The organism is Psychrobacter sp. UBA2769 (assembly GCF_002352555.1).
Taxonomy (GTDB): Bacteria; Pseudomonadota; Gammaproteobacteria; order Pseudomonadales; family Moraxellaceae; genus Psychrobacter; species Psychrobacter maritimus.
The window spans coordinates 87,676-112,397 of sequence record NZ_DEIR01000020.1 but is presented as its reverse complement, the minus strand read 5'-3'; the positions used below and the strand labels follow the sequence as shown (position 1 = coordinate 112,397).

The following is a 24,722-nucleotide window of genomic DNA, read 5'->3' as shown; positions in this document are numbered from 1 at the left end:
ATGATAATATGTCTAACCAAGATCTTATGCCACCAGCTAGTCCAGTACCTGACCTACTACTAGGCATTCCAACACATGATATGACGCCGCCTGAGAAGTTGCTATCAAAGCCTATGGCGCTGATACAGCTTATTGTATTTAGTGCCATTGGTCTGGTGATGTTTTTTGTTCCTTTTACCATTGGTGAGAAGAGCACAATTTTGTTCGATCACGGCGCAACTTATCTGGTCAATCAGCAACATACTTTATCTGTTATCTTACTGTTTATGCTGATGATATTTGGTGTAAGTAAGCCATTTATCGATGGCTCATGCCGCAAAAATATCACCCATAAAATCCTAACCGTTTTTAAAGTGCTGGGACTGGTATTAGCCGTGATGTATATCAGCGGTAACGCGCCCGCCTTTATGATGGAAAAGGATATGCTGCCGTTTCTGTTTGAAAAACTGGCGCTACCGGTTGGCATGATTGTCCCGCTTGGGGCGTTGATTCTGGCATTTTTAGTAGGTTTTGGCTTGCTTGAGATGGTTGGTGTGCTGATGCAACCGATTATGAAGCCTATCTGGAGAACACCTGGCGCATCAGCCATTGATGCGGTTGCTTCTTTCGTTGGTAGTTATTCGATTGGACTGTTAATTACCAATCGCGTTTATCTACAAAAGCAGTATTCTGCGCGTGAAGCTATCATTATCGCTACTGGCTTCTCTACAGTATCGGCAGCATTTATGGTGATTGTTGCTAAAACACTGGGGCTGATGGAATTTTGGAATCTGTTTTTTTGGTCAACGTTGGTGATTACTTTTATTGTCACCGCTATTACTGCCCGTATTCCACCGATTAGCCGTTTTGATAATGAGCTGGACCGTCCAAATTTAGACTACAAAAGAGGCACGCGTCTAAAAGCGGCGTATGAGCTGGGTTTATCCACCTCACGCCGTGCATCGGATTTTAAACAAATTCTATGGTCTAATTTTCGTGATGGTTTGACCATGGCAGCGGCTATTGTGCCTTCTATCATAGCCGTTGGACTCACTGGACTATTATTAGCCAAGTACACGCCGGTATTTGACGCTCTAGGGTTGCTACTATACCCATTTACATGGTTAGGCGGTTTGCCAGAGCCACTCGTCGCTGCTAAAGGTATGTCAGCAGGACTGGCTGAGATGTTCTTGCCCGCCTTATTGCTCAGTGAAGCGGATATGTTGACCCGTTATGTCGCCGGCGTCATCTCTATTAGTAGCGTGCTGTTCTTTTCTGCCATGATTCCTTGTGTACTGGCGACCGAAATTCCCATCTCTGTTGGCAAAATGGTCATCGTTTGGTTCCAGCGTGTGGCACTTAGTATCTTGTTAGCAGCAGCTTTTGGACATTTGGCGATGTCTCTTGGCTGGATAAGTTAAGAAAACTCAAATAACATCACTATATATAGTGTATAGACAACCAATAATATAATTAATATAGCACCTAAAGTTAGGATTACCCTTATGACTGATATCAAAAAAATAATACTACAGCCACGTCAATTAAGCTTTGAAATGCTGCGCGATATTTACGAGCGACCTGTTGTATTGACGCTACCTGACAGGGCTTATGAAGCGATAGATGCCTCACACGAAGATGTACGCACCATCATTGCGCGTGATAAGAGCGCTTATGGTATCAATACCGGTTTTGGTCTGTTGGCAAAGACCCGTATCAGTGATGATCAGCTTGAGCTACTCCAGCGTAACCTTATCGTTTCTCACTCGGTGGGTACTGGCGAGGCGCTGCCAGACAACGTGGTCAGGCTAATTATGGTGATGAAAGTTGCCAGTTTAGCGCAAGGCGTCTCTGGCGTCCGACGCGCTGTGGTCGATAGCTTACTTGGTTTAATTAATAATCAAATTACGCCAAATATTCCGGCCAAAGGTTCAGTTGGCGCCTCTGGTGACTTAGCACCTTTATCGCATATGACGCTGGCCATGATGGGCGAAGGCGATGTCTATGTTGCTGGCAAAAAAGTACCTGCTGCTGATGCGTTAGCGCAGCATGGTCTTGAGCCCATTACCCTAGCGGCCAAAGAAGGTCTTGCCCTGATTAACGGCACCCAAGTATCCACCGCACTGGCATTGCGCGGTTATTTCTTAGCGCGAGATTTACTTGAGACAGCCACCATCGTCGGCTCCATGTCTATTGATGCCGCCAAAGGCTCGGATGCCCCATTTGATGCGCGTATTCATGAAGTGCGTGGTCATCATGGTCAAATTGAAATTGCCAAAGCGCATCGTCAGCTGATTAAAGGCAGTGCTATCCGCGCCTCCCATGATGGCGAGCAAGACGATAGAGTACAAGACCCTTATTGCTTACGTTGCCAGCCACAAGTCATGGGTGCTTGCCTTGATATCATCAACCAAGCAGGAAAAACCTTATTAATTGAATCTAATGCGGTAACCGATAATCCGCTGATTTTCACTAACGATGATGGCCCAGTGGCTATCTCGGGTGGTAACTTCCATGCTGAGCCAGTTGCCTTTGCTGCAGATATTTTAGCCTTGGCGATTGCTGAGATTGGTTCTATGTCTGAGCGCCGTGTGGCTTTATTGATTGATGCAACTTTGTCAGGTGGCTTACCACCATTCTTAGTTGATAATGCTGGGGTGAACTCTGGCTTTATGATTGCCCATGTCACCGCTGCAGCACTCGCTTCAGAGAATAAATCTATCGCCCATCCTGGCAGCGTTGATAGCATTCCAACCTCTGCCAACCAAGAAGACCACGTATCGATGGCAACCTATTGTGCGCGCCGCTTATATGAGATGGCGCAAAATACCGCCACCATTATCGGCATTGAGCTATTGGCTGCTGGTCAAGGTATCGACTTCCATCGTGGACTAGATACCTCAGAGCCGTTACAGACAGCGCATCAGAAACTACGCGAGCAAGTCACTTTTTATGATAAAGATCGCTACCTAGCGCCTGATATCAAAGCAGCAAAGCAGCTGGTATTAGATGGCACTCTGACAAGCCACTGGCAGTCACTGCGTAGTGATTGGTATGAGTCTATATAAAAGGTATCACTCTAAATACAAAAGGAGATTGGCGATGAGCATATCAAAGTCTGGGACTGGCACAACCGTAAGCCATACTGCAGCTGATATGAGTCGGTGGACAGGACGTGCAGAGCCGTTTGAGTCTGCGCGCGCCCGCTACTGGTATCAAATAGCGCAGCCTTATGCCTTTGATAGCACCAGTCAGCAAAACGGTCAGCGCATTGGACTGGTCGGGTTCGCTTGTGACCAAGGTGTCAGACGTAATCAAGGACGCGTGGGTGCACGAGCTGCGCCGCCCTTGATTCGCCAAGCACTTGCGGCGCTGCCAGTCATCGCTGAGTTACAACAACGCTATGAGGGTCAACTGCCAACTCTACTAGGTGATGCTGGTGATATCCATTGTCATGATAATGATGATTTTGCCGAGCGCACTCTTGAAAAAGCCCAAGTAAAATATGCCGATAAGATAAGTGATATTATTCAGCGAGGCGGGCTGCCCATTGGACTTGGTGGTGGTCATGCCATCGCTTACGGCAGTTTTTTAGGATTATGGCAGGCGCTGTCATCAGAAACCGATCAGCCCACTAATGACGTTAACAATATCGAAAGTAATGTTGAAAATGATGTCAAAAATAATGTTGAAAGCCATGTTGAAAGCCATGTTGAAAGCCATGTTGAAAGCCATGCGAGCACAATGCCTAGCATCGGGGTGATTAACTTTGACGCTCATCTAGATATTCGCCAATCTGATGTCGCCACGTCTGGTACGCCATTTCGCCAAATAGCCGAGCACCTCGATGAACAGGATCAGCCATATCACTATTGCTGTATCGGCGTCAGTCGGTTTTCCAATACTGCCGCGCTCTTCGACCGTGCTGAGCAGTTAGGCGTACATATTATCAGTGACGAAGATTGCACCAATAAAAAATGGAAAAAAATTGCTGCTCAAATAGAAAATTTTATCAATGAAGTTGATGTGGTCTACTTAACCATTGATATGGATTGCTTGCCATCGAGCGTCGTTCCTGGTGTCAGTGCGCCAGCCGCCTATGGTATTAACTTGGCATTCGTTGAGCGCGCGGTCAAACTTATCATGGCGTCAAACAAAGTAAGAATGGCTGATATTGCCGAGATTAACCCGACCTTTGATGTTGATGGACGCAGCTGTAAAGTCGCGGCTCGCCTCTTAGCGACTATTATCGAGCAGCATTTACTTTTAGTATAAATAAATCGATATAGAATAAAAATGTTATGAATATTTATACAAGTGACTGGGATGAATTTTGCGAAGCTTTTGTCTCGCTTGCGCACAACAAGCGAGTAAAATTTGTACCAGTCACGCTATAACATTTTTAAAATAAACCAACCATACAAGGCTACTGAAGTAAATTTTGCACATCCTCTGTCAGCAGCACCACAGTAAGAAGAGTTTTTACCAACGACACAATGTCTATTTTAAAGTAAATGAACTATGGATGGTTGCACTAAATCTATACTAATAAGCAGGAGCACATCATGACTAATACAATAAATTCTACAGATCAAATGCCTATAAACGATTCCACCCTGACATCATTTGACTACATCATTATCAATGCCAATCTCGCCACCTTTTCAGAACAATACGGGTTTGATATTTATAGCGACAACCAAGAAAAAAGCACCCCTTACGGTCAGTTAGAAAACGCTGCTATCGGTATCAAAGACGGCAAAATTGCATGGGTTGGTACGCATGAGCAAATAAAGCCGCATCTTACTCATTATAAAAGCGATCAAATCAAAGACGTTGATGGCAACTGGGTCACGCCTGGACTCATCGATTGTCATACCCATATCGTTTATGGCGGTAACCGCAGCAACGAGTTCGAAGCGCGATTGCAAGGTGCCAGTTATCAAGATATCGCTGCACAAGGTGGCGGCATTGTCTCAACCGTTAGCGCCACCCGCGCAGCGAATGAGGAAGAATTGTTTGCGCAAAGTGAAAAACGTCTGCTCGCGCTCATCAAAGAAGGCGTGACCAGTGTCGAAATCAAATCTGGCTATGGACTGGACCTAGAAACTGAACGCAAAATGCTAAAAGTCGCCCGCGCACTCGGTGACAAACACAACATTCATGTTAGCACCACTTATTTGGCCGCCCATGCCCTACCGCCGGAGTATAAAGACTGTGCGGATGAGTATATTGAGCAAGTTTGCCAGTGGTTGCCAATTTTGCATGATGAGGGCTTGGTCGATGCGGTCGATGGTTTCTGTGAAAACATTGCCTTTACTGCTGCGCAAATTAAGCGCGTCTTTGAAGTCGCTCGTTCGTTAGACTTGCCAGTTAAGTTGCATTCCGAGCAGCTATCAAACATAGGCGCTAGTGCTTTGGTAGCAGCATACCAAGGATTATCAAGCGACCATCTTGAGCACTTAGTAGAAAACGATATTAAAAAAATGGCCGCAAGCAACACAGTTGCTGTGCTATTGCCAGGTGCTTTTTATACGCTACGTGATACTAAGTTGCCACCGATTGAAGAATTGCGTAAACACCAAGTTCCGATTGCCGTTTCAACAGATTGCAACCCTGGTACTTCACCATTAACATCACTGTTATTAGCGATGAATATGGGCTGTACCCTATTTTATTTAACCCCTGAAGAAGTATTGGCAGGGACAACCGTTCATGCGGCACAAGCGTTAGGTCTAGCCAACAAAGGTAAAATAGAAGTGGGTTACGATGCTGATTTGGCATTATGGGACATTGCCCGCCCTGCTGACCTTGCTTATCAAATGGGGCTAAATCCTATTGCAGGTATTATGGTTCAAGGTCAGTGGCATACCTAAGCAAAGTAATAACTGAACGCATAATATATTCTTAAAACCGTCGTTTAAAAACGCAATAACCAATATACTTGCATCCTTATTCTCTATAAACAGAGAAAAGGACATCAAGCATATTGGTTTTTTTGTTGAAGATTAATAGGATTCTTAAGTGCTACTACTGTTAAGTGCTACTGCTTACGGTATCAAATGACTCAGCCAATATCACATCGCCATCTTCACGCGTAATCATGACCGTCGCTGAGCGCGGGGTACTGCCACCTGCAACGGCGCCCCAGCTGTTGCTTGGATGTTGAATATTAATAAAGAGGGTTTTAAAGTCTGGCGTCATAGTGATACCAGTCACCTCGCAGCCCTCAGGACCGACGAAAAAGCGTTTGATATTGTCATTACTGGCAGGCATGCCGACTCGGGTTTGCTGCCCTGCTGAAGTAGTCATAAGCGAACCATCGCTGACTTTGCCCGGTAGCGCCGCAAGCAACATACAACTGCTGGTATTCGTATAAGCGCCATCATCTGTCTGAATCCACAACACCCCGCGTGGATCAAAATACAGTCCGTCTGGCGACGATAAATCGTTATTGTCATTTAGCTGTGATAAGTTCTCCGCTGACAAATCACTTGGCGAAGCAAACAAATAAATATCCCACTCAAAATTTGTTGCCGCATGATCGCCACCTGCTTCTGCCCAGCGAATGATATGACCATTGTCATTACCACGCGCTTTGCCGCCAACTTGATAGCTGCGTGGATTCGACGCTGAGAGCGGTTGATCATCACTTACGCCGCGATATTTATTATTGGTCAAGGTCACATATACCTCACCCGTTATCGGGCTGACCGATACCCATTCAGGTCGATCCATCTTGGTCGCGCCGACGACATCAGCAGCGGCACGGGCAAAGACCAACACCTCATCTTGTTCATGAAACGGCAAGACAGTATTAGAGGCATCCAGTCCATTTTGACCATGGACAAGTGCTTTCCACGCCCCGCTGCCATCTTCATTAAAAATAGCAACATATAGCGTGCCATCGTCCAAATATTTATTGCCCGCTTTTAAGCCGCCACCGATATCAGCATTTGACCACATTGACTTGGAGACGAACTTATAAATATATTCGCCGCGGGCATCGTCGCCCATATAAAAGACCACGGGTTTACCTTGTTCAACAGGCGCATAGGCACAGTTTTCATGAGCAAAACGACCCAATGCCGTGCGTTTTTGCGGTATAGAATGTTGGTCAAAAGGGTCAATCTCGGTGATATAGCCAAAGGTATTGAATGCATGACGGTAGTCATCGGCAGCGCTGGCACCGACGGCGGTCATATCCCAACGTGAAAACTCGTCAGGGATAGCAGCATCTTTGGCATCAGGTGTATGCCACAGATACTCCCAGCCCGGGAAATTCTCTGTCGCCCCGTAGCGCTCACGACCGTAGTTGTGTCCAGCGCTCAATTGATTGGCATCTTGTCCACGGGCAAATACCCCTAAAAAGTTCTCTTCTGTGGTCAGATAAGTGCCCCAAGGTGATAGACCTGCACCGCAGTTATTATTAATGCCACGAGTCTGAAACCCTGTCGGATCAAACTTGGTCTTAACCAAATCAGATCCCGCAACAGGACCTGTTAATTGGGCAGTCGTACTACTGGTAATGCGGCGATTGTATTTCGAATTGGGTACCATCTCATAACCCATACCATCAGCGCGGCGGCGCATCTCAACCACAGCGACCCCATGACAGTTGACCTCGCGGCGCACGTCGCTTGCAAGGCGACGGTTTTTAAAGATGGGCGCGGCGTTGTCATCTTGGATGACATGATAGCCAAACGGACTCAGCTCACTACTGTTTACATACTCATGATTCATGACTAGCAGACCATTTTCTGACGCTTTGGCATCATAAGCGCCGCCCTTTTTACCAAAAAACCACATGCCATCATGGTTGTCACCCATACGCCACTCAAACGACTCAGCGGACTGCTCACGATTGTCTTTCCAATCATCGATACCAGATATCAGCGGCATGCCTAGTGGTAATATCATCTCGGCTTTATAACCTGCTGCCACGCTCATCGTGTCAGCTTTTGAATGCGGTACGGCTGTAAACTTCAAAGTTTCAGGACGCTTTAAGTTACCTTGCGCAGGAATAGCGGCACTGTTATCGTCGCTGGGTTTAACAGGTAAATTGCTATCATCATCGTCGCTACAGCCGACCAAAGGTAGTGCGCCAAAAAACGCCGCCGCCGTCAATCCTGTGCCACCTTTTAGAATACTGCGGCGATTCATACGGCGATTAATAATGGTTTGAAAGTCGATATTATCAGTCGGGTTAGAGTCTTCAACAACTTCGTGCGCAAGCGTTTGCTTGTTATTCAATGAGGTCATGTTCAGTCACCTTGTTAGGCTGGATTTAGTAGGCTGAGTTGGCATAAAAAATATCGCGGCGCTATCGTTGTAACGACCAAAATACGATTTATGTTTGAGTCTACTGAAACTCCATGACAACTTGATGACAAATTTTTAGATAATAATCTTTAAAAAACCATGCTGTTTTTGATATGTTAATCTAAGCATATAAAGCGCTACGTTGTTTATATTTACGCCTTAAGAGCAACCTTCGACCAAATAGATAGCATCTGGTAACCCGATATCAATACTTTCAACCTCTCCCTTTAACAAGCTTTGCTTGTCTGCCGTCCACTCTGTTGAGTTAATTCTATAATCATTCAGCTTTTGACCGCCCTTGATATGATATTCAATCTGTATGGGCAACTTGTCTTCTTCATTATTCAGCTTGATGTTTTCGGCTTTTAACAACCCTCCGAGTTGTGGCTCTTTTAGCACCTCGAAGTTAACGTTAGCAATCAGGCTATAGTAGTCACCATCAACCGCATACTTATCGACTTCATAAGTCAGCTCGTTGTTATGCGCTTTCATCACCTCTGTCACTGAATCACCAACATGGATGTCTGTATAAAAGGGTATGTTTGGATCCTGAATAGCAATAAGAGCAACTTTATTATCGATGATTTGATAGAGCACAGAGGCACGTTTACCGTACTCTTTATCCACATAGTTGAGTGCTAGATTACTGACGTAATAGCATTGCTCGTTGTCAGTTTTTTCTTTGCTCAGTCCTAGCTCATTTAGTAATTCAGGGGTAATAATCTGCCCAAAGCTTAGCTTTTGGTAGCCTGATGGATTGACGGTTTTATCATTAGATAATTTTTCTACTTCGTTATTCTGTGCTTTATCCGCATTAGCAGGACTTATAGGCGAAGGATTTATAGAACTAGAATTGATAGACGCATTATCTTTCTCAGCCGTATTTTTATCTATATTATCCGTTTGCGCCGTGGCATTATCATTTTTATTTGAATTTTCAGGCTGCGAGTCACAGCCTGCCAGCAGTTGCGCCGTACCGAGCAATACAGTAGTAAATAGTACTGTTTTAATAGTTGCTAAAGATGAGCCTTGGATAAAATCTAACATGGCAACTCTCCTAAATTTGGATTATCCATATTAATAAAGCATAAACAGTCACCTCTACAAAACCGGCGTACCCTGGGTGCTAAAAGCAAAGCCTTTATTGCTAAAATTACCAATCATCACCGCCTCGATGACGGGCTTGACGGTTTCATCTATCCCTTCGACTTCAATGATAAACTTTGCCCCAGAACCCCCTTTATCCTCTTCTTTTTCGACGATATAATTTAACGTCGCCATGGCGGGCAGCTCGATAGGCTCTTTTAAATACGACTTTACAAGGTCGCCATCGGTACTGTAATAATCTATCTTATTAATATAGAGCGATTTTTTTAAGGTGGTATTGCGCACGCTCAAAGTTGCTGATAGTAAAACCTTACGATTGTCCCTATCGGTATAAATATCTGAGTAAATCGGCACATAAAAGGTTTGTTTATAGCCAAACTGGCTGTGATCGACTTTTTTAGACCGCTTCTCAAGCTCTTGAATCGGGTCTTGATGCTTCTCTGAAAACATGATATTTGGGTTTTGTTTCGACTCATCACAGCCGCTGAACAGCATGAGACTGGCAAGACATAGCACGGATATGCAGCACTTATTCATAACGTTATCCCTAGCGATTAGTGTACTTTAACCCCTACACTACGTAAAAAAGTATTGATATGTTTGTTAGCGCCATATACCACTAGCACATCATTTTCTTGTAGCACTTGCTCTGGTGTGGCTAGTCCCTGAATACTGGGTTTGCTTCGCTGACGGCCAAAGCTGTCTTCATAATGCTCATAGCGCATGGTACTCAATAGTTTGATATTAAACTTATTTTCTAGCTGTAATGTCGCTATTTGTTTGCCAATCAAAGGAGCAGGAATAGCAATCTCGACAATACTAAAGTTGTCAGTCAATTCAAAAGAATCAACGAAATAGCGCAATGACAGCCGTTTTGCCCAGCGCATCGCCGATTCTTTTTCAGGATGAAAAATATCGTCAACCCCAATCGCTTGTAGCACTTTTTCATGTAAGGGGTTGATACTACGACTGATTAAGCGCTTGGCTTTTAAAGTTTTAAACAACGCCGTTGCCATAATGTTGGCCCCTTCGTTTTCCCCAATCGCCACCACCACTATATCGGTATCCATAATAGGCAAGCCATTGACCGTATATTCGTCGGTGGCATCCATGCAGATAGTATGAGTGATGGCTTCTTTATACGCTTCAACTTTTTGCATGCTGCTATCAATGGCGATGACTTCATGACCTTGGCTCGTCAGCGCCATGCCTAACGAAGACCCAAAACTGCCCAAACCTGCAATGATGTATTTCATAATATTCCTTGTCACTCATGCCATTCGAAAAGAGCAATTGCGACGTATTTAGTTAATGCCTAATGAGTTATAAATTATTTTTTTAATTAACATTTTTTAATTAACATTAAGTTAATTGATAGTAATCTCTTCAGTCGGATAACGATAGTTACGCTGATATCTGTTTTTAAGTAAGGCAATAAATATCGTCAACATCCCCACCCGCCCGACAAACATAATCACAGAGACAACCAGCTTATTAAAGGTCGATAGCTCGGTGGTTAAATTTAAACTCAAACCAACCGTGCTATAGGCAGAAAAGCATTCGAAAATGACTTTAATCAAATCAAGCTCGGGCTGATCGTAGCTGATAAGGGTGACCCCCATGCCAATGACAAATAAAGACAGCCACATAATGGAAAACGCCCGGCGGATAGAGATGTCAGCAATCTCGCGCTGAAACACTTCAACCTTGGTCTGACCTCGGGCTAAGCTCAAGGTGTTTAACACTGCAATGGCAAAGGTGCTGGTTTTTATACCGCCGCCGGTAGAATTTGGTGAAGCACCAATCCACATCAAAAAAATCGTCAGCATAATAGTCGGAAACGCAAGCGCATCCATATCGGCAATATTAAAACCTGCGGTACGCGGAGTGGCCGCCGTAAATAGCCCTGTGATTAGCTTAGCGTAAAAACTCTGATGCTCAGCAAGGATGCCGTTATATTCAAACAGCATGACCCCGACCAGACCAATTAATAATAAAGCGCCAGAGGTAATTAACGTTATACGGCTATTTATACTCAGTAGCCACGGCTGATAGCCGTAACGTGGATCATTTTGGAAAATCGCCCTTTGGGCACGGTGACGCAGAAAGCGCAATAGATTGACGACAATGATAAAACCCATGCCGCCAAATAAGAAAGTGGTACTAATGATAAGCTGTAAAGGATAGTTAAAGCGCAGTGACTCATCGTATAAGCCGGCGCTAAAGGTCGAGAACCCTGCATTACAAAAAGCAGAGATGGCATGAAATATCGCAAAAAACAGCCTTTCTGCAAAGCTCATCCCGGGTAAATCATAGATACTAATATAAATCAAAATCGCAGCCAGTGCCTCAACCCCAAAAGTCACATATAAAATGGACTTAAGGGTGGTGACCATATCGCCCATCCTTCGTGAGACGTTCATTTCACTGATACTAAGCTGTGTCTCATAACTGACGCCGCCCTTAAAAAAATAGCTAAAGTAGGTCACAAAGGTCAGAATACCCAAACCACCAATTTGAATCAGCCCGATGATAATCAGCTGCCCAAAAGTGGTAAAACGGGTCGCCGTATCCACCACAATCAGCCCTGTCACACAGACCGCACTGGTGGCCGTAAATAGCGCATCGACAAAGGATATCGGCTCAGTGGTGGCATTGGGCATCATCAGCAGCAATGCTCCAACCAATACCACGGACAAAAAACTTAAGATAAAAAACTGACCCGGGTTTAAAAAAGCCCGATTAAGGCTGAAATTATTGTCCGATATCTCACGGATAAAAGTGACAAAAACAGCAATCTTAATCGCAATAAAACCATCTACCGGCATCGATAATCCGGAGCGCGCCAGCTCAAAGAAATGCACCGCCAATAGCACAACAATAGCGACACTGGTTAGTAAATCGAAAACTGCAACTTTATTAACCGACAATCGCGACTTTGAGCGTATATAACGCCCTACCGTGGCCACAAAACCCAATAAAATAATCGTTAAATAAAAAATATGAAAAATATGCTGTAGCCATGTCGTGAGCGTAAAACCACTATCGACTAAGGCAATTCCAACGCCAATGGCGCCAATAACAATCGTGAACTTATTCAACAGCCGATACGGTAGGGCTGGATGCATAGCCTAATTCCATGAAAGGAGTAACGATAATACTTATACGCCTTTTTTTCGCCATCCACTAAGACTGTTTTTAAAGAATCGTAACCAGTTATGACATCTTTTATGCTTGTCTTTTGTTCAATATCTAACCTCGCCGCCTTTATTGTGAATACAATTATTTGGCACCGATAGGCAATCTATATTTTTTGAATAAAATGATTAGGATTTCAAAATCGATACCAAGCACAGGCGTCATATACAGACTTGCTTAACCTTAAAGCAAAAAAGCTTTCAAGCTATATATCTTATAGTTTGAAAGCTTTTTTAGCACTTATTTACAGCACGTGTTTACAGCGATTCTTTATAACAGTTATTAATATCAGACATAACCTAAATTATTGTTAGCTCGACTTATATAGAAACCGCGCTATTTTTTACATATTTAAAATACTGTATCGGGAAAATCTTGTCATAAGCCCAGTTATAAGAGAAGGTATAAGCCAAATAAAATCCAACCAATGACGCATCCATAATAAAGGCTTGCCATAAACTAATGCCAAGATACCATGAGACCATGGGCAGATATAGAAGCAGCAGACCACCCTCAAATAGCAGTACATGAAGCACTCGAATCGCTGGGGTCTTAAATGTGCTGCGCTTAAACCTTACCATGCCTTTATCAAAGACAATATTGAAACCGTAGTTCCATATAGTCGCTATGATAGAGCCTACGATGGCAATAACACCGATATCTTTTATGTCAAAATCAAAAAAGAAGCTCATAATGGGAATGGATAGTATTAATGCAATTATTTCAAATCCAACAGCGTGACGTATACGATCTCTATGAGTTCGCATGATTAATCCTTATAGAATATACATTCATAGTACTTAGTTGACTCTATTGTATCTGTTAAACTAATAGATCAAAGTTACTGTCTATAGGAAAAACCGATACATGAACTTTTCTTTAGAGCAACTACAAGCATTTGTGGCAACGGTAGAGACGGGCTCGTTTTCGGCAGCAGGACGGCGGCTTGGCAAAGCACAATCATCGGTTAGTGCGGCGGTGGCAAATTTAGAAATCGACTTGGACAATGTGTTATTTACTCGAAATAGTCGCTATCCTGAATTGACGGAGGAAGGTAAACGGCTGCTAGCTGAAGCTTATTTAATATTGGAGCGCTGCGAGCATTTCTTTGGGGTGGCCAAAAGCTTAAGTGAAGGTGTCGAAAGCCGTTTGGTGCTGGCAGTCGATGATCTCTATCCATCAGAGTGGCTGGCGCGATTGCTCGATGAGTTTGATAACTTGTTTCCTACTGTGGAGTTAGAATTGCTGCTGCCCATCATGGAAGATGTTAGTCGTTTGATTTTAGAAAAGCGCGCGGATCTAGGCATTATGTGGAGCCAAGAGGATTTGCCATCGGCTATTAGTTTTCATACCTTAGGCTGGATTCCGCTTAAGATGGTTTGTGCGCCTGAACATGAAATAGCGAACCGAGTGGTCAGCTGGGAGGACTTAAAAAGATATCGTCAGCTCATTGTTGCAACGCGCAACGAGAGTAAAGAAAAATCACGCCTACGGGTTGCCGCTGATGTATGGTGGGTTGAGAGTCAGTGGGTGATTATTGAGCTGGTGCAACGTAACCTTGGTTGGGCGTTGGTGCCTGAGCATATTATCGTTGATGCGTTAAAGGATGGCTCTCTGGTATCACCAAAGCTGGATTTTGATAAGCACAGTTGGCCCGTTGCGGTTGAGCTGATTTGGCATAAAGAAAAACCGTTAGGTAAGGCAGGTACGTGGTTAAAGCAGGCGGTTATTACCTTAGACCAACAGGCATAATAGCCTTTCTTTATAGCTATCAATCAAGGGCTGATACCCTATCAATTATTCATTCGTCAAAACCATAAAAAGCCCTCTTCGCTATTTTTACATAACGTAGAAGGCTTTCAGCAGAGTATTACTTTATAGACTTGCCTTATAGATTGATTTTTAAATCAACTGAGCCAAATCAGTCAATTTATCCAATACTATATCTGGCAAGGACTTTTCAAGCTGTGCTTTGGTTTGCGCGCCGGTCAACACGCCTATACATAAGCCACAATTGGCATTTTTCCCTTCTTCAATATCGATGCCACTATCCCCTGCTTTTAACACTTGTTTTGCATTTTCAATACCAAACTTATCCATCGCGAGCGTAATCATATCTGGCGCAGGGCGACCATTCACCACATCATCAGCTGTAATTAGTGCATCAATCTCGCGACCTACTGACCACCCTAAAATAGTTAATATCTTATTGGCAGTCTTTGCGTCATAGCCCGTATTTAACACCACTGTTCTACCACTGGCTTTTAGCTTATCAAAGAAAGCCAACATGCCATCAAAGGTAGTCAAAGTATCTGCTGTATAAGCCTCTGCCAAACTGGTTTTAAAAATTGTAAAGGCTGTATCGGTAAGTGACTTAATATCAGCCTCAGCGATGTCCAATTCATTCAGTATGTCATTGATCGCTTGGCGTTTTTCCTTTCCAGCACCAAATTCTAAGCAGATATCTAAATCAACTTCTTTATCCGCTTTATCGTCATCGTTAAGCGCTTGATTGATCGCATCACGTACTGTTTTATAAACGAGATTGTCTTCATTGACAGTCGTGCCTGCCATATCAAAAACGCATAATTTAATATGATTGAATGGTTCTTTAATACTATTAATATCTGTACTCATTATTTTGACTCCAATACTAAATTAATTAACTCTTCACCAAATGCAAAGCCTGTCGATGCTCCAGTGCCGCTAGTGACAGAGCCGACAACCACGCCTTTTTCTGGTGAGGCTTTAAAAACTACGTTATCACCGCTGGGATAAACCCCTAACCAATGCTGCACGATATCAATCTCGCCAATATCCATCACTTGATGAAACTCGTTAATGATTAAATCATCAATTCGTACATCTCTAAACGGCAGCTCCTTATCGCTATAATCATGGCTATCACCAATGATGAGAGAACCATCAGCAGATTGCACTACAATCAGATGAACACCTGCTTTGCGCTCAGCTGACTGAATATTATCCAGCAATGAGATTAACCTTTGGGCTTCAGGTAATTGGGCAAATCCATCATAACGAGCAAAGCTTAAATCTGACATCACCGCTGCATTTAGCTTAAATGCTTTTTTTGGCATGACACGCATCATATTGAGCGTGCAAAGTTTGGCCTTAGACTGCGCTAAAGTCTCTGGATATAAGCTATGCAAATCTGTACCGGGACAGACCACACAATGCTCTGCTTGCAGCGTACCGCGACTAGTATTCACCATAGGTAGCTCGATGGAATGCACAGTGGTTTTATTATAAAAATCTACGCCATGCGCTCGACTTAGCCAATTTGCCAGTTTGCCAATGGCAGTTTTTGATTCGACTCTGAGCTCATGAGGACTATATAACACCCCCAAACCGTTTTTAAGATAAGGGGTATTTTCTGCTATTTCAGCTTGCGTCAGCAATCGACAAGACGCGCCCATCTCTGTTTGTAAAAAAGCTTCAGCGACATCCATCGCTTCTGGGCGTTGAATAAGCATATCTAGGCCGCTATGCTCGACCTCGATGCCTGCTTTTGGCGCAATATCTGCCCAAACATTACGCGTATGCATGGCTCGCTGCCAATGCTCGTCACTTTGCTGCCCACTCACGGTGACAAAACCGAAGTTACGCACTGAGGCATCTTTATTTTGTGACTCACGCTCGACCAGTGCCACACTCAGACCTTTTTTAACCGCGGCATAAGCGCTGGCAAGGCCGACAATACCACCACCGACTATCACCACATCGTATTTTTTCTCAGACAATTTACTTGTTAACGGCACCTTGATGTTCCTTATTTTTTAGAATGAAACATTAATATCTATATCTCAATTTAGCTGGCGCTGGTTGCAACGCTTATAGCTTTTGACCGTGAAAAAATGCCCTATGCTTATCTAATAATTCAGAGGTGAGTGGCTCAGCATAGGTTTTTACATTTTTGATTTGATTCTCAGATGCAACAGTTTCACCGTCATAGATGATATTTGGATATATTTCTAACAGTTGCGGTCGCGCATTTTTGACGATGATTTCGGCCATTTTCATCGCATTTTGATTGGTTTTATCGCCTTTATCGATGACAGCCACCGACTCACTCAGCGTATAGTTACCTTCGCTAGGATCGATGTAATCAATAGGCAATCCTTCTGCTTTATTAACAACTGCTTGATGACGCATGCCAAAGCCAATAGGCACTTCACCTGCCATTACTTTCTTCAATGGACCTGAACCTGATAATTCTAAATTTGGTCCGGCGTTTTCACGAATACGATTCATGATGGTTTGCCCCTCGGCATCCATGCCATACGTAGCAGTGATATTCTGCACAAATAACCAACCGGTCGATGAGCCATTGGGATCAACCATGGCAAGTTTATTTTTATAGATGGGTTTTGCCAAATCTTTGGCACTGGTTGGTCTAGGCAAATTTTGCGCAGCCATCTCTTTGGTGTTTAAAATAATCGCCCCAGTAAAACTTAGAATGGGTGCATAGTAACTAGGTACTGCGATTTGCGGGTTGACCTCAAAGCTGACATCCTTAAACATCGAATGTTTTGTCTGCGCGCTCTCTAAATAAAATGAGCTCATGGTGACCAAATCTGCTTCTATATTCTTACCTTCGGCCAATAAACGCCCGCCAAGCTCACCCGTACCAAAAGACTGAAATATATATTGCCCTTCATACCCAGCTTTATCTAATACCGCTTGGATGACTTCTACCGCTTCTTCGTCGGCATTGCTATAGATGATGACCTCCTCTGCGCTATTTCCCTCTGAAGAAGCTGAGCTACAACCGGTCAAAATAATTCCGCACGTGAGACCTATCATTAACGTTTTAAATGAAAACATTTTTTATCCTATAGATTTTATTGAGTTTTAATGATTAAAGTTTGTTTATATGTTCGATAGCGATTAGCTATTAATTGCTATAGTCGTTTCAATTTAAAAAGAACACAGTACTGCTGGGATGAATTTTTTGAAGCCTCTGGGGTGTAAAGCGCACAGCAAGCAAGAAAAATTTATACCAGCAGAACGCAATTTTTAACGTATCCCTTTTATTTTGAACTGCCTATAACTATGCTTAAGCCGTCGTTGGCGCAATAAGCGTTTCGTCCGTTGCTTTCGTTGTCCCGTAGAGTCGTCTGCTATGTAGGTGACGAATGATGGCAAACAGTATCAAGGCGCAGATATTAGTCAGCAATATCATCAGCGATAAGATAAAAATCTCATCAAAGCGCGCAAAGTGCTGTAACTCTACGATTTTAGTGGTGAGCACCATGGTTTTGGCACCAGAAATAAAGATAACCGCGCTAATCGTTACCATGGCACTGATAAAGTAGAACGAAGCGACTTCAATTAAGGTAAAAAATGAATTGGGAATCACAATGCGCCGCAGTGTCGTAAACCATGAATCACCCAATAAACTCGCCGTCGTCTCCCAGCCTAAGTTCATTTTAGCCAGTGCGTTTTTACTCATCAGATAAGGGGTGGCGAAGTAGTGAATGATGTTGCTTATCACGATAATAAAAATAGTATTGGCAATTGCTGAGCCTGAAAACATCATGAGATAGGCAATACCCACGACCATCCCTGGTACGGTGTTGGTGACCAAAGCTGAACTCTGGATACTGAATTTACCGATTTTGAATAAACCTGAGCGCTCGCACAACAGTGCTGAAAAGTAAGTGATTAAGGTACCGAAGATAGCCGTCAATACCGCTACGATGAGTGAGTTTTTATAGACGCGCATGAGATTGGCAGATTCTAAAACCTTGCTGACGGTTTCCGTGCTGAATTGCATTTGATAAGGCCATGTCTTTATCCATGGAATGATAAATATCACCGCAAAAACCATCAGTAAGCAGAACAAGATAGCGCTCGATAATACGGCTAATACTCGATCTTTGATTTTCGAAGAAGGCAGATCGATATTTTCAACCGAATCGTAGCGGATATTAAAGCGCGCGACATACCAGAGTATGGCAATACTCAATATCGATGGAATGAGCATAAACAGTGCGACCACCGCCCCTTTTTCAAACGAAGGAGACGCGCCTAATATTTGTGTATAAAGCTCAATGGCGATGACTTTATATTGCCCACCAATGGACGCTGGGATACCAAAATCCGTAAAGGCTAAAAAGAAACACTGAATCATTGCCGCCGCAAAAGTACCAATCAACGGGCGAATGACCGTCATATCGAACTGGCGCAGAGACGAGTCGCCCATTAATTCTGAGACGATCACGAATTTTTTGTCTAAATACTGAAAGGTGTTATTGAGTAATAAAAAGGCGATGGGTAAGGTATAAATGGTATAGCCAAGCCACATTCCTTGAAAGCCGTATATATTTTCAAACAGCTGAAAGCCGAGTATTTGCGTCAATAAACCTTGCTTGCCAAAGGTATAAATAATGGCAAAGCCATAGGTCACTGTTGGCAATAACATGGGCAATAAGGCGGCAACTTTAATAACCTTTTTAAAGCCCTTCGGTAAATTAGTCCAATGCACGGTATAAGCTAAGATGAAAGCCAGCATGGTGGCGCTCAGAGCACTTACCGTTGCCACAAAAAAACTATTAAATATCACCTGTTTAAAGCTATCACTACTTGCGATACTTTTATAGTTATCTAAGCCAATGCCATCGCCGACATTGAATGATAACGCCAGCATCTTACCTAAGGGTACAAACAGAAAAGCGATGAATAAAATCGTCACAAATAGCCAAATGGCTTTTGCTTGGGGTGGATTACTAAGCTTCATAAACGTCCAAAACAATCAAATGGTCAGGTTTTTACTGAATGACAGCTATAGTCAGTCTCTCAGTTGCCGATTCAGTCACTATCAGCTTCTACAAAATCAGCCTTTTACCGTATCTTTTGACTTTTGCTTATCATGGACAGCGATAGCTTTAGAATCAGTAAGACGGGGGCTAATATCAGCCTCATACTGTCCATAGTTTTGGGTTTGAGTGTATTTACTTAGCGGATCAGCTTCAGATATACCATCGGCAAATAAGCTTAAGATATTGCGACGTTTGATATTGAGCTGATTTAGAATGAAGTTGGTGACGAAATCATTGGCAGGATTGTGTATGATTTCAGCGGGTTCAGCGAATTGCGCCACTTTGCCATCTGATAGCAGTAGGATGCGATCAGATAACGTCATCGCCTCTTCTGGGTCATGGGTGACAATTAAAGTAGTCAGCTGATAGCGTACGGCAATCTCACGAATGCGCTCTTTGACGGTTTCCTTAATCACCCCATCTAATGCCGACAAAGGCTCATCTAACAGTAGTATTTTGGGTTTCATGACCAGCGTACGAGCCAGCGCGACACGTTGTTTTTGACCACCTGATAGTTGATGAATGCGCTTATTTAGGTGCGCCTTAATATCGAGTAAATCAATCAGTTCATCGACTTCTTGCTGTGTGCTGATACTAGGATTGTTACGCAGACCGTATTCGATATTTTGTTTGACATTAAGATTGGGAAATAAGGCATAGTCCTGAAAGACGATATTAAAGCCTCTTTGTCTCATAGAGACGCGGGTAATATCTTCGCCGTTATAGGCAATGCGGCCGCCGCTAATGTCAGTTAAGCCCAAAATCATATGCAGTAAAGTAGTCTTGCCACAGCCGGATGGCCCTAAGATTGAAACTATCTCACCCGTGTTAATTTTGAGTGAAAGATCCTCGAATATCACCTTATCATCATATCTCTTTGTAACGTGTCTTAGCTCTAACATATCCACTCACCTAATCGCTTATGATTAAAATTTAATTATTTATCTTGGATAGGTCAGCAGTGTATCTAGCAGATATGACACTTAGATGAAAAAAATGATAAAAAATCGCGTAAAAGGTTTTGGCATTTTTTGTTTTCTTAATATCAACAACCCATTATTTGACCCGTCACCTTAACGTCTTCTTAACAGGCTAGTTGTTAATGTAAGGAATATATTCCCTATAACTCTGTTGAGAAGTCTGTGTATGTTGACACTTCAAGCACTTAGCACCAATGCCACTAAAGCTGATGCCAAAAAAAGCATCATAAGCAGATACTTTAATCGTGAGATTCATCTTAATTATCTGATTATTATCGTTGCGCTATATTTGGTGGCTACTGCCAATATGAGCTTTTTTCAGCAAGTGTTAAGCATTTATCCTTTTAGCAGTAATATTGGCTTTATGATTTCTATCACAGGCTTACTGTTTGGATTGATATGGCTAGTGCTGCAACTATTGTGTTATCGGCCAATCGCAAAGTTAGTGCTGATTGCGATGGTATTAATAGCTGCAATATGTGGTTATTTTACCGATGGCTATGGAACGATATTTGATCATAGTATGCTGGTCAATAGCATGCAGACCGACCAAGCAGAAGCGATGGGCTTGATGGCACCGAGTTTTTTTGTACGCGTTCTTTTATTAGGAGTATTGCCAGCTATTATCATTGCTAACATTCGTATCAAGCGTACGCCTTTACGCCGCGCATTATGGCAACGAGCGCTTACTTTGATACTCTCTATCGTATTAATAGCCATCTGCCTACTACCCTTTGGCGACCAATACGCCACCTTTTTCCGCCAACATAAAGTGGTGCGTAGTTATACCAACCCTATTACCCCTATTTATTCTGTGGTCAAACTTGGCATTGATTACGTCGATGAATTGCGTCGTCCTGACACCTTAATCCTGCATGCAACAGATGCCAAACGCACCATGCCCGTCGTTAGCAATAGCACAGCTACGGCAAAACCTAAATTGATGGTCTTTGTCGTTGGTGAAACGGTTCGCGCTGACCATGTTAGCTTAAACGGTTATGAGCGCGAGACTATGCCGCTACTGGCTAGCCAGCCAGATATTTATAGCTTTAAACATGCGACCTCTTGCGGCACCTCTACCGCTTATTCGGTTCCTTGCATGTTCAGCTATGCTAATAGAAAGGATTACGATGCCAGTAGTGCGGACTATAATGAAAACGTGCTTGATACCTTGCATAAACAAGGCGTCAACGTTATTTGGCGCGACAACAACTCTAGCTCTAAAGGCGTCGCTGATAGGGTGACTTTTGAGGATTATAAAACGCCTAAACTTAACCCTAATTGCGATGGCGAATGCCGTGATATTGGTATGCTCAATGGCTTTGATAAACTGGTAAAATCAGAGGCATCACCAGTAAAGCCCGATACAGTAAATTCGAATACAGTGCCAAAAGATACGCTTATTGTATTGCATCAAATGGGCAATCACGGTCCTGAGTATTACAAACGCTATCCTAAAACCTTTGAAGTTTTTAAACCCGTCTGTATGACCAATGAGCTGTCTAAATGTGATGGTCAGTCGATTATCAATGGCTATGATAATGCGATTCGTTATACTGATTATTTTTTGAATAACGTTATCAATACGCTAAAAGCTTATGAGCAGGATTATGATGTGGTGATGGTATACATCAGCGATCATGGAGAAAGTTTGGGTGAAAACAATATCTACTTGCATGGCTTGCCGTACAGTATGGCGCCAAATGCTCAAAAGCAAGTGCCAGTGATTGTCTGGTCACCTGCGAGTAATGGCATCGACAGCACTAGCAGCAATAAAAGCAGCCTTGCTAACATGATTGAGCAGCCCGTATCTCATGATTTTATTACCCCAACCCTACTTGGCTTTTTTGGTATCACGACCGATGAGGTAGCTGCCGCACCGACTTTTTTTAAGGCTGCCAATTAAACCTTTTTAGGATTTTTTAAGACTTTTAAACCTATTTTATTAGCGCCCTGTTGGCATTTATGCACGAGACATGTATGTACAAGATACTCGTTATTGAAGACAATCCTGATATTGTCGCCAATATTTACGCTTTTTTTGAGCCCAAGGGCTTTGAGCTGGACAATGCTCATAACGGGATTAGTGGTTTGACGCTCGCCTCGAATAACCGTTATGACGTTATCTTATTGGACGTCATGCTACCGGGTATGGATGGTACCAAACTGTGTAAAAAGCTCAGAGAGGAGCTGCATGATAAAACGCCCGTATTGATGCTGACTGCTCGCGATACTATTTCGGATAAAGTAGCAGGCTTCGATAGTGGCGCGGATGATTATTTGGTCAAACCCTTCTCATTGGTTGAATTGGAATCACGCATAAAAGCCCTGATACGCCGCCATCAAGACAGGCATTTTGAGCACAGTATCACAGTCGGCAAACTGTCTTTAAATACGGAAGTACACACGATTGTTCGTGAGGGCAAACCTATAAAACTGACACCAACTGGGTTTAAGATATTACAAATACTGATGAGCGCGGCGCCGCGAGTGGTCAGCAAAAACGAGTTAGAAGAAAAAGTATGGGGTGAGGATATTCCAAGTAGCGATGCGCTGCGAACCCATGTGCATAGCGTACGCGCACAAGTCGATAAGCCGTTTGATAAAACGATGATAGTGACTGTGCCTGGGATTGGTTATCAAATTATCGATCCGGACAAAGAATAAAAGACGATCGTAAGATTGATAAGATTAAGCGACTCAACGCTATTCTGAGTGCTCTTGCTACTCTTTCATCTCGTTTTACCTACTGCTTGTCATTAAGAAGTACATACCATGTTAGTAAAGACAATGTTTAGCATCGATTCCATCGCCAATAAATTTCGCATCTCCTACTTTCTGTTTGCCTTATTGCTTTGCGCCACTTTCGTCAGTATTTTTATGTATGCTGAAATGAAGCTCGAGCAAGAGCTGGTCAAAGCACGCTTGATTCAACAATTGGCACTCAGTCAGGAAAAAGAAGGTGAGCAGCCGGTTTATATTGCCAACCCCGGTATCAAAATCTATGACTATGATAATGCACCTGCTAATCTAAAAGCCATGGCAACTGATACGGTGCAAGAAACGCCGGTCACCGTAGATACCGAAGCAGGCAGTATCAACACCAACTTGCATTTTTTCCTCTATCATAAAAACAATCACAGCTATCTTTTAACCTATTTAGAAGACAGTGAGTTGGTGATGGAAAGCTATCCCGTTTTGGCGATATTCGAGCAATTAGAAGACATATTTGCCAACGCATTAAAAGTTGCTGTTATTTTAAGTTTACTGATTGCTGCGATATTCTCTCAGCTGTCCTCAAGGCAAATCACCAAGCCTTTATTAGACTTAAAAAAAGCCGTAGAAACCGACCATCAAAATTTAACCGAATTGACTCATTTGCCATCCGAGGTTGGCGTTTTGGCACGCGCCATTGATGAGAAAAACCAAAAGCTTGAGCAGTACTTAAAGCGTGAGCAATTATTTACCGGTGATGTCAGCCACGAATTGCGCACGCCCTTGACCATTATTATGGGCGCATCAGAAGTACTGGCATCGCAATTGGCCGACGACAGTCACTTGAGCGAATTCACCAATCGCATTAGCAATACCGCCAAAGAAACCTCTGAGATTATCACCGCTTTGCTATTACTCTCTCGAGCACCTGAAAAGCTGGACACACCGCAAACGTCTATCAACAATATTGCGGTTAATGAAGCTGAGCGTTTAAAGTATTTATTACGCTACAAGTCAGTCACGTGCACCGTCGTCGCTGAACAAGAATATTTCGCCTACGTACGACCTGAACTGCTAAAAATGGCACTAGGAAACTTGATAAAAAATGCCTTTCAATACACCGACGAAGGGGAAGTTATTATCAGTATCGATGCTGAAAAAATCACCGTCACCGATACAGGTCTTGGCATTCCTGAAGCCATGATGCCATTGCTATATGAGAGATTTGAGCGTTTAGAGTTACCGCATAATGATAAGCAGTCGGATAAGATTGAAGGCACAGGTTTAGGGCTAAGTATTGTGCAACGCATTATGACGCATATGGGCTGGAAGCTAACCCACCAAGCCAATACTACAGGCGGCAGTACCTTTAGTATTTATTATCAATAGTTGTCTATAAAGCTTAACGCTTTCTTAATACGCCCTATTTTATACTCAGTGCTCACTGGTTCCATTTACTCTTTTTAAATGGTTCGAAATCTACCGTATGCACTGATTTTAATAGACTATTAAGAATCCAATATGAACCAAGTCAACCCCATTCATATCAGTAACAATCAAACAAACTCCCATTCTAAAA

19 protein-coding genes are annotated in these 24,722 nt (G+C 43.1%); 8 read left to right on the top strand and 11 right to left on the bottom strand.

Annotated elements, in window-relative coordinates; all coding sequences use genetic code 11:
* The first annotated feature begins 8 nt into the window (after window positions 1-8).
* The 4 genes from B3Q63_RS09605 (at window position 9) to hutI (ending at window position 5,855) form a co-directional block, all read left to right on the top strand.
* Entirely contained in the window at window positions 9-1,400 is a 1,392-nt protein-coding gene (locus tag B3Q63_RS09605) for a YjiH family protein (RefSeq protein WP_296176075.1), read from the top strand.
* A gap of 84 nt (window positions 1,401-1,484) precedes the next feature.
* The gene (gene hutH, locus B3Q63_RS09600) at window positions 1,485-3,047 is read left to right on the top strand and encodes a histidine ammonia-lyase (RefSeq protein WP_296176073.1); all 1,563 of its coding nucleotides are present in this window, start codon (window positions 1,485-1,487) and stop codon (window positions 3,045-3,047) included.
* Window positions 3,048-3,081: 34 nt separating this feature from the next.
* Window positions 3,082-4,254, top strand: coding sequence for a formimidoylglutamase (locus tag B3Q63_RS09595; protein WP_296176071.1), 1,173 nt, complete (start codon window positions 3,082-3,084; stop codon window positions 4,252-4,254).
* Window positions 4,255-4,544: 290 nt separating this feature from the next.
* Window positions 4,545-5,855 carry an imidazolonepropionase gene (hutI, locus tag B3Q63_RS09590; RefSeq protein ID WP_296176069.1) on the top strand — a complete coding sequence of 437 codons (1,311 nt, stop codon included), beginning with the start codon at window positions 4,545-4,547 and terminating at the stop codon, window positions 5,853-5,855.
* Window positions 5,856-6,015: 160 nt separating this feature from the next.
* On the opposite strand, the gene B3Q63_RS09585 is transcribed toward hutI, so the two are convergent.
* From B3Q63_RS09585 to B3Q63_RS09560, 6 genes are all read right to left on the bottom strand, one after another.
* On the bottom strand, window positions 6,016-8,241 hold the full coding sequence (locus B3Q63_RS09585) for a PhoX family protein (RefSeq protein WP_296176067.1): 2,226 nt from the start codon (window positions 8,239-8,241) through the stop codon (window positions 6,016-6,018).
* A gap of 219 nt (window positions 8,242-8,460) precedes the next feature.
* Window positions 8,461-9,348, bottom strand: a complete 888-nt coding sequence (locus B3Q63_RS09580) for a hypothetical protein (protein ID WP_296176065.1) — start codon at window positions 9,346-9,348, stop codon at window positions 8,461-8,463.
* 54 nt (window positions 9,349-9,402) lie between these two features.
* A complete protein-coding gene (locus B3Q63_RS09575; RefSeq protein WP_296176063.1) occupies window positions 9,403-9,945 on the bottom strand; it encodes a DUF3124 domain-containing protein in 543 nt (180 codons plus the stop codon).
* 17 nt (window positions 9,946-9,962) lie between these two features.
* The gene (locus tag B3Q63_RS09570; RefSeq protein WP_201626046.1) at window positions 9,963-10,664 is read right to left on the bottom strand and encodes a potassium channel family protein; all 702 of its coding nucleotides are present in this window, start codon (window positions 10,662-10,664) and stop codon (window positions 9,963-9,965) included.
* Between the two features lie 111 nt (window positions 10,665-10,775).
* Window positions 10,776-12,536, bottom strand: coding sequence for a TrkH family potassium uptake protein (locus tag B3Q63_RS09565; protein WP_296176060.1), 1,761 nt, complete (start codon window positions 12,534-12,536; stop codon window positions 10,776-10,778).
* Window positions 12,537-12,926: 390 nt separating this feature from the next.
* A complete protein-coding gene (locus B3Q63_RS09560; protein WP_296176059.1) occupies window positions 12,927-13,373 on the bottom strand; it encodes a PACE efflux transporter in 447 nt (148 codons plus the stop codon).
* A 100-nt stretch (window positions 13,374-13,473) separates the two neighbouring features.
* Between B3Q63_RS09560 and B3Q63_RS09555 the strand changes: the two genes are divergently transcribed.
* Window positions 13,474-14,358 carry a LysR family transcriptional regulator gene (locus B3Q63_RS09555; RefSeq protein WP_068035765.1) on the top strand — a complete coding sequence of 295 codons (885 nt, stop codon included), beginning with the start codon at window positions 13,474-13,476 and terminating at the stop codon, window positions 14,356-14,358.
* 150 nt (window positions 14,359-14,508) lie between these two features.
* Here the strand turns inward: B3Q63_RS09555 and B3Q63_RS09550 are convergent, their stop codons facing one another.
* The 5 genes from B3Q63_RS09550 to B3Q63_RS09530 form a co-directional block, all read right to left on the bottom strand.
* Window positions 14,509-15,243 (bottom strand): HAD family hydrolase, encoded by a 735-nt coding sequence (locus B3Q63_RS09550; protein ID WP_296176055.1) that lies wholly within the window; start codon window positions 15,241-15,243, stop codon window positions 14,509-14,511.
* Window positions 15,243-16,385, bottom strand: coding sequence for a TIGR03364 family FAD-dependent oxidoreductase (locus tag B3Q63_RS09545; protein WP_296176053.1), 1,143 nt, complete (start codon window positions 16,383-16,385; stop codon window positions 15,243-15,245). Before B3Q63_RS09545 ends, B3Q63_RS09550 begins: the two co-directional genes overlap by 1 nt.
* A 73-nt stretch (window positions 16,386-16,458) precedes the next feature.
* Window positions 16,459-17,451 carry an ABC transporter substrate-binding protein gene (locus B3Q63_RS09540; protein ID WP_296176051.1) on the bottom strand — a complete coding sequence of 331 codons (993 nt, stop codon included), beginning with the start codon at window positions 17,449-17,451 and terminating at the stop codon, window positions 16,459-16,461.
* Window positions 17,452-17,683: 232 nt separating this feature from the next.
* A complete protein-coding gene (locus B3Q63_RS09535) occupies window positions 17,684-19,366 on the bottom strand; it encodes an ABC transporter permease subunit (protein ID WP_296176050.1) in 1,683 nt (560 codons plus the stop codon).
* A gap of 96 nt (window positions 19,367-19,462) precedes the next feature.
* Window positions 19,463-20,350 carry an ABC transporter ATP-binding protein gene (locus B3Q63_RS09530; protein ID WP_296176049.1) on the bottom strand — a complete coding sequence of 296 codons (888 nt, stop codon included), beginning with the start codon at window positions 20,348-20,350 and terminating at the stop codon, window positions 19,463-19,465.
* A gap of 244 nt (window positions 20,351-20,594) precedes the next feature.
* On the opposite strand from B3Q63_RS09530, the gene B3Q63_RS09525 reads away from it, so the two are divergent.
* From B3Q63_RS09525 to B3Q63_RS09515, 3 genes are all read left to right on the top strand, one after another.
* On the top strand, window positions 20,595-22,334 hold the full coding sequence (locus B3Q63_RS09525; protein ID WP_296176047.1) for a phosphoethanolamine transferase: 1,740 nt from the start codon (window positions 20,595-20,597) through the stop codon (window positions 22,332-22,334).
* Between the two features lie 74 nt (window positions 22,335-22,408).
* Window positions 22,409-23,095: a response regulator transcription factor gene (locus B3Q63_RS09520; protein ID WP_192529286.1), complete on the top strand. Its 687-nt coding sequence runs from the start codon at window positions 22,409-22,411 to the stop codon at window positions 23,093-23,095.
* A 123-nt stretch (window positions 23,096-23,218) separates the two neighbouring features.
* Window positions 23,219-24,532, top strand: a complete 1,314-nt coding sequence (locus B3Q63_RS09515; protein WP_296176277.1) for a sensor histidine kinase — start codon at window positions 23,219-23,221, stop codon at window positions 24,530-24,532.
* The last annotated feature ends 190 nt before the right edge of the window (window positions 24,533-24,722 follow it).

What these genes read in the sequence shown, in the direction of transcription:
- B3Q63_RS09605 (WP_296176075.1), top strand. Translation starts at nt 9, where the DNA reads ATGTCTAACCAAGATCTTATGCCACCAGCTAGTCCAGTACCTGACCTA.
- hutH (WP_296176073.1), top strand. Translation starts at nt 1,485, where the DNA reads ATGACTGATATCAAAAAAATAATACTACAGCCACGTCAATTAAGCTTT.
- B3Q63_RS09595 (WP_296176071.1), top strand. Translation starts at nt 3,082, where the DNA reads ATGAGCATATCAAAGTCTGGGACTGGCACAACCGTAAGCCATACTGCA.
- hutI (WP_296176069.1), top strand. Translation starts at nt 4,545, where the DNA reads ATGACTAATACAATAAATTCTACAGATCAAATGCCTATAAACGATTCC.
- B3Q63_RS09585 (WP_296176067.1), bottom strand. Translation starts at nt 8,241, where the DNA reads ATGACCTCATTGAATAACAAGCAAACGCTTGCGCACGAAGTTGTTGAA.
- B3Q63_RS09580 (WP_296176065.1), bottom strand. Translation starts at nt 9,348, where the DNA reads ATGTTAGATTTTATCCAAGGCTCATCTTTAGCAACTATTAAAACAGTA.
- B3Q63_RS09575 (WP_296176063.1), bottom strand. Translation starts at nt 9,945, where the DNA reads ATGAATAAGTGCTGCATATCCGTGCTATGTCTTGCCAGTCTCATGCTG.
- B3Q63_RS09570 (WP_201626046.1), bottom strand. Translation starts at nt 10,664, where the DNA reads ATGAAATACATCATTGCAGGTTTGGGCAGTTTTGGGTCTTCGTTAGGC.
- B3Q63_RS09565 (WP_296176060.1), bottom strand. Translation starts at nt 12,536, where the DNA reads ATGCATCCAGCCCTACCGTATCGGCTGTTGAATAAGTTCACGATTGTT.
- B3Q63_RS09560 (WP_296176059.1), bottom strand. Translation starts at nt 13,373, where the DNA reads ATGCGAACTCATAGAGATCGTATACGTCACGCTGTTGGATTTGAAATA.
- B3Q63_RS09555 (WP_068035765.1), top strand. Translation starts at nt 13,474, where the DNA reads ATGAACTTTTCTTTAGAGCAACTACAAGCATTTGTGGCAACGGTAGAG.
- B3Q63_RS09550 (WP_296176055.1), bottom strand. Translation starts at nt 15,243, where the DNA reads ATGAGTACAGATATTAATAGTATTAAAGAACCATTCAATCATATTAAA.
- B3Q63_RS09540 (WP_296176051.1), bottom strand. Translation starts at nt 17,451, where the DNA reads ATGTTTTCATTTAAAACGTTAATGATAGGTCTCACGTGCGGAATTATT.
- B3Q63_RS09535 (WP_296176050.1), bottom strand. Translation starts at nt 19,366, where the DNA reads ATGAAGCTTAGTAATCCACCCCAAGCAAAAGCCATTTGGCTATTTGTG.
- B3Q63_RS09530 (WP_296176049.1), bottom strand. Translation starts at nt 20,350, where the DNA reads ATGTTAGAGCTAAGACACGTTACAAAGAGATATGATGATAAGGTGATA.
- B3Q63_RS09525 (WP_296176047.1), top strand. Translation starts at nt 20,595, where the DNA reads ATGTTGACACTTCAAGCACTTAGCACCAATGCCACTAAAGCTGATGCC.
- B3Q63_RS09520 (WP_192529286.1), top strand. Translation starts at nt 22,409, where the DNA reads ATGTACAAGATACTCGTTATTGAAGACAATCCTGATATTGTCGCCAAT.
- B3Q63_RS09515 (WP_296176277.1), top strand. Translation starts at nt 23,219, where the DNA reads ATGTTTAGCATCGATTCCATCGCCAATAAATTTCGCATCTCCTACTTT.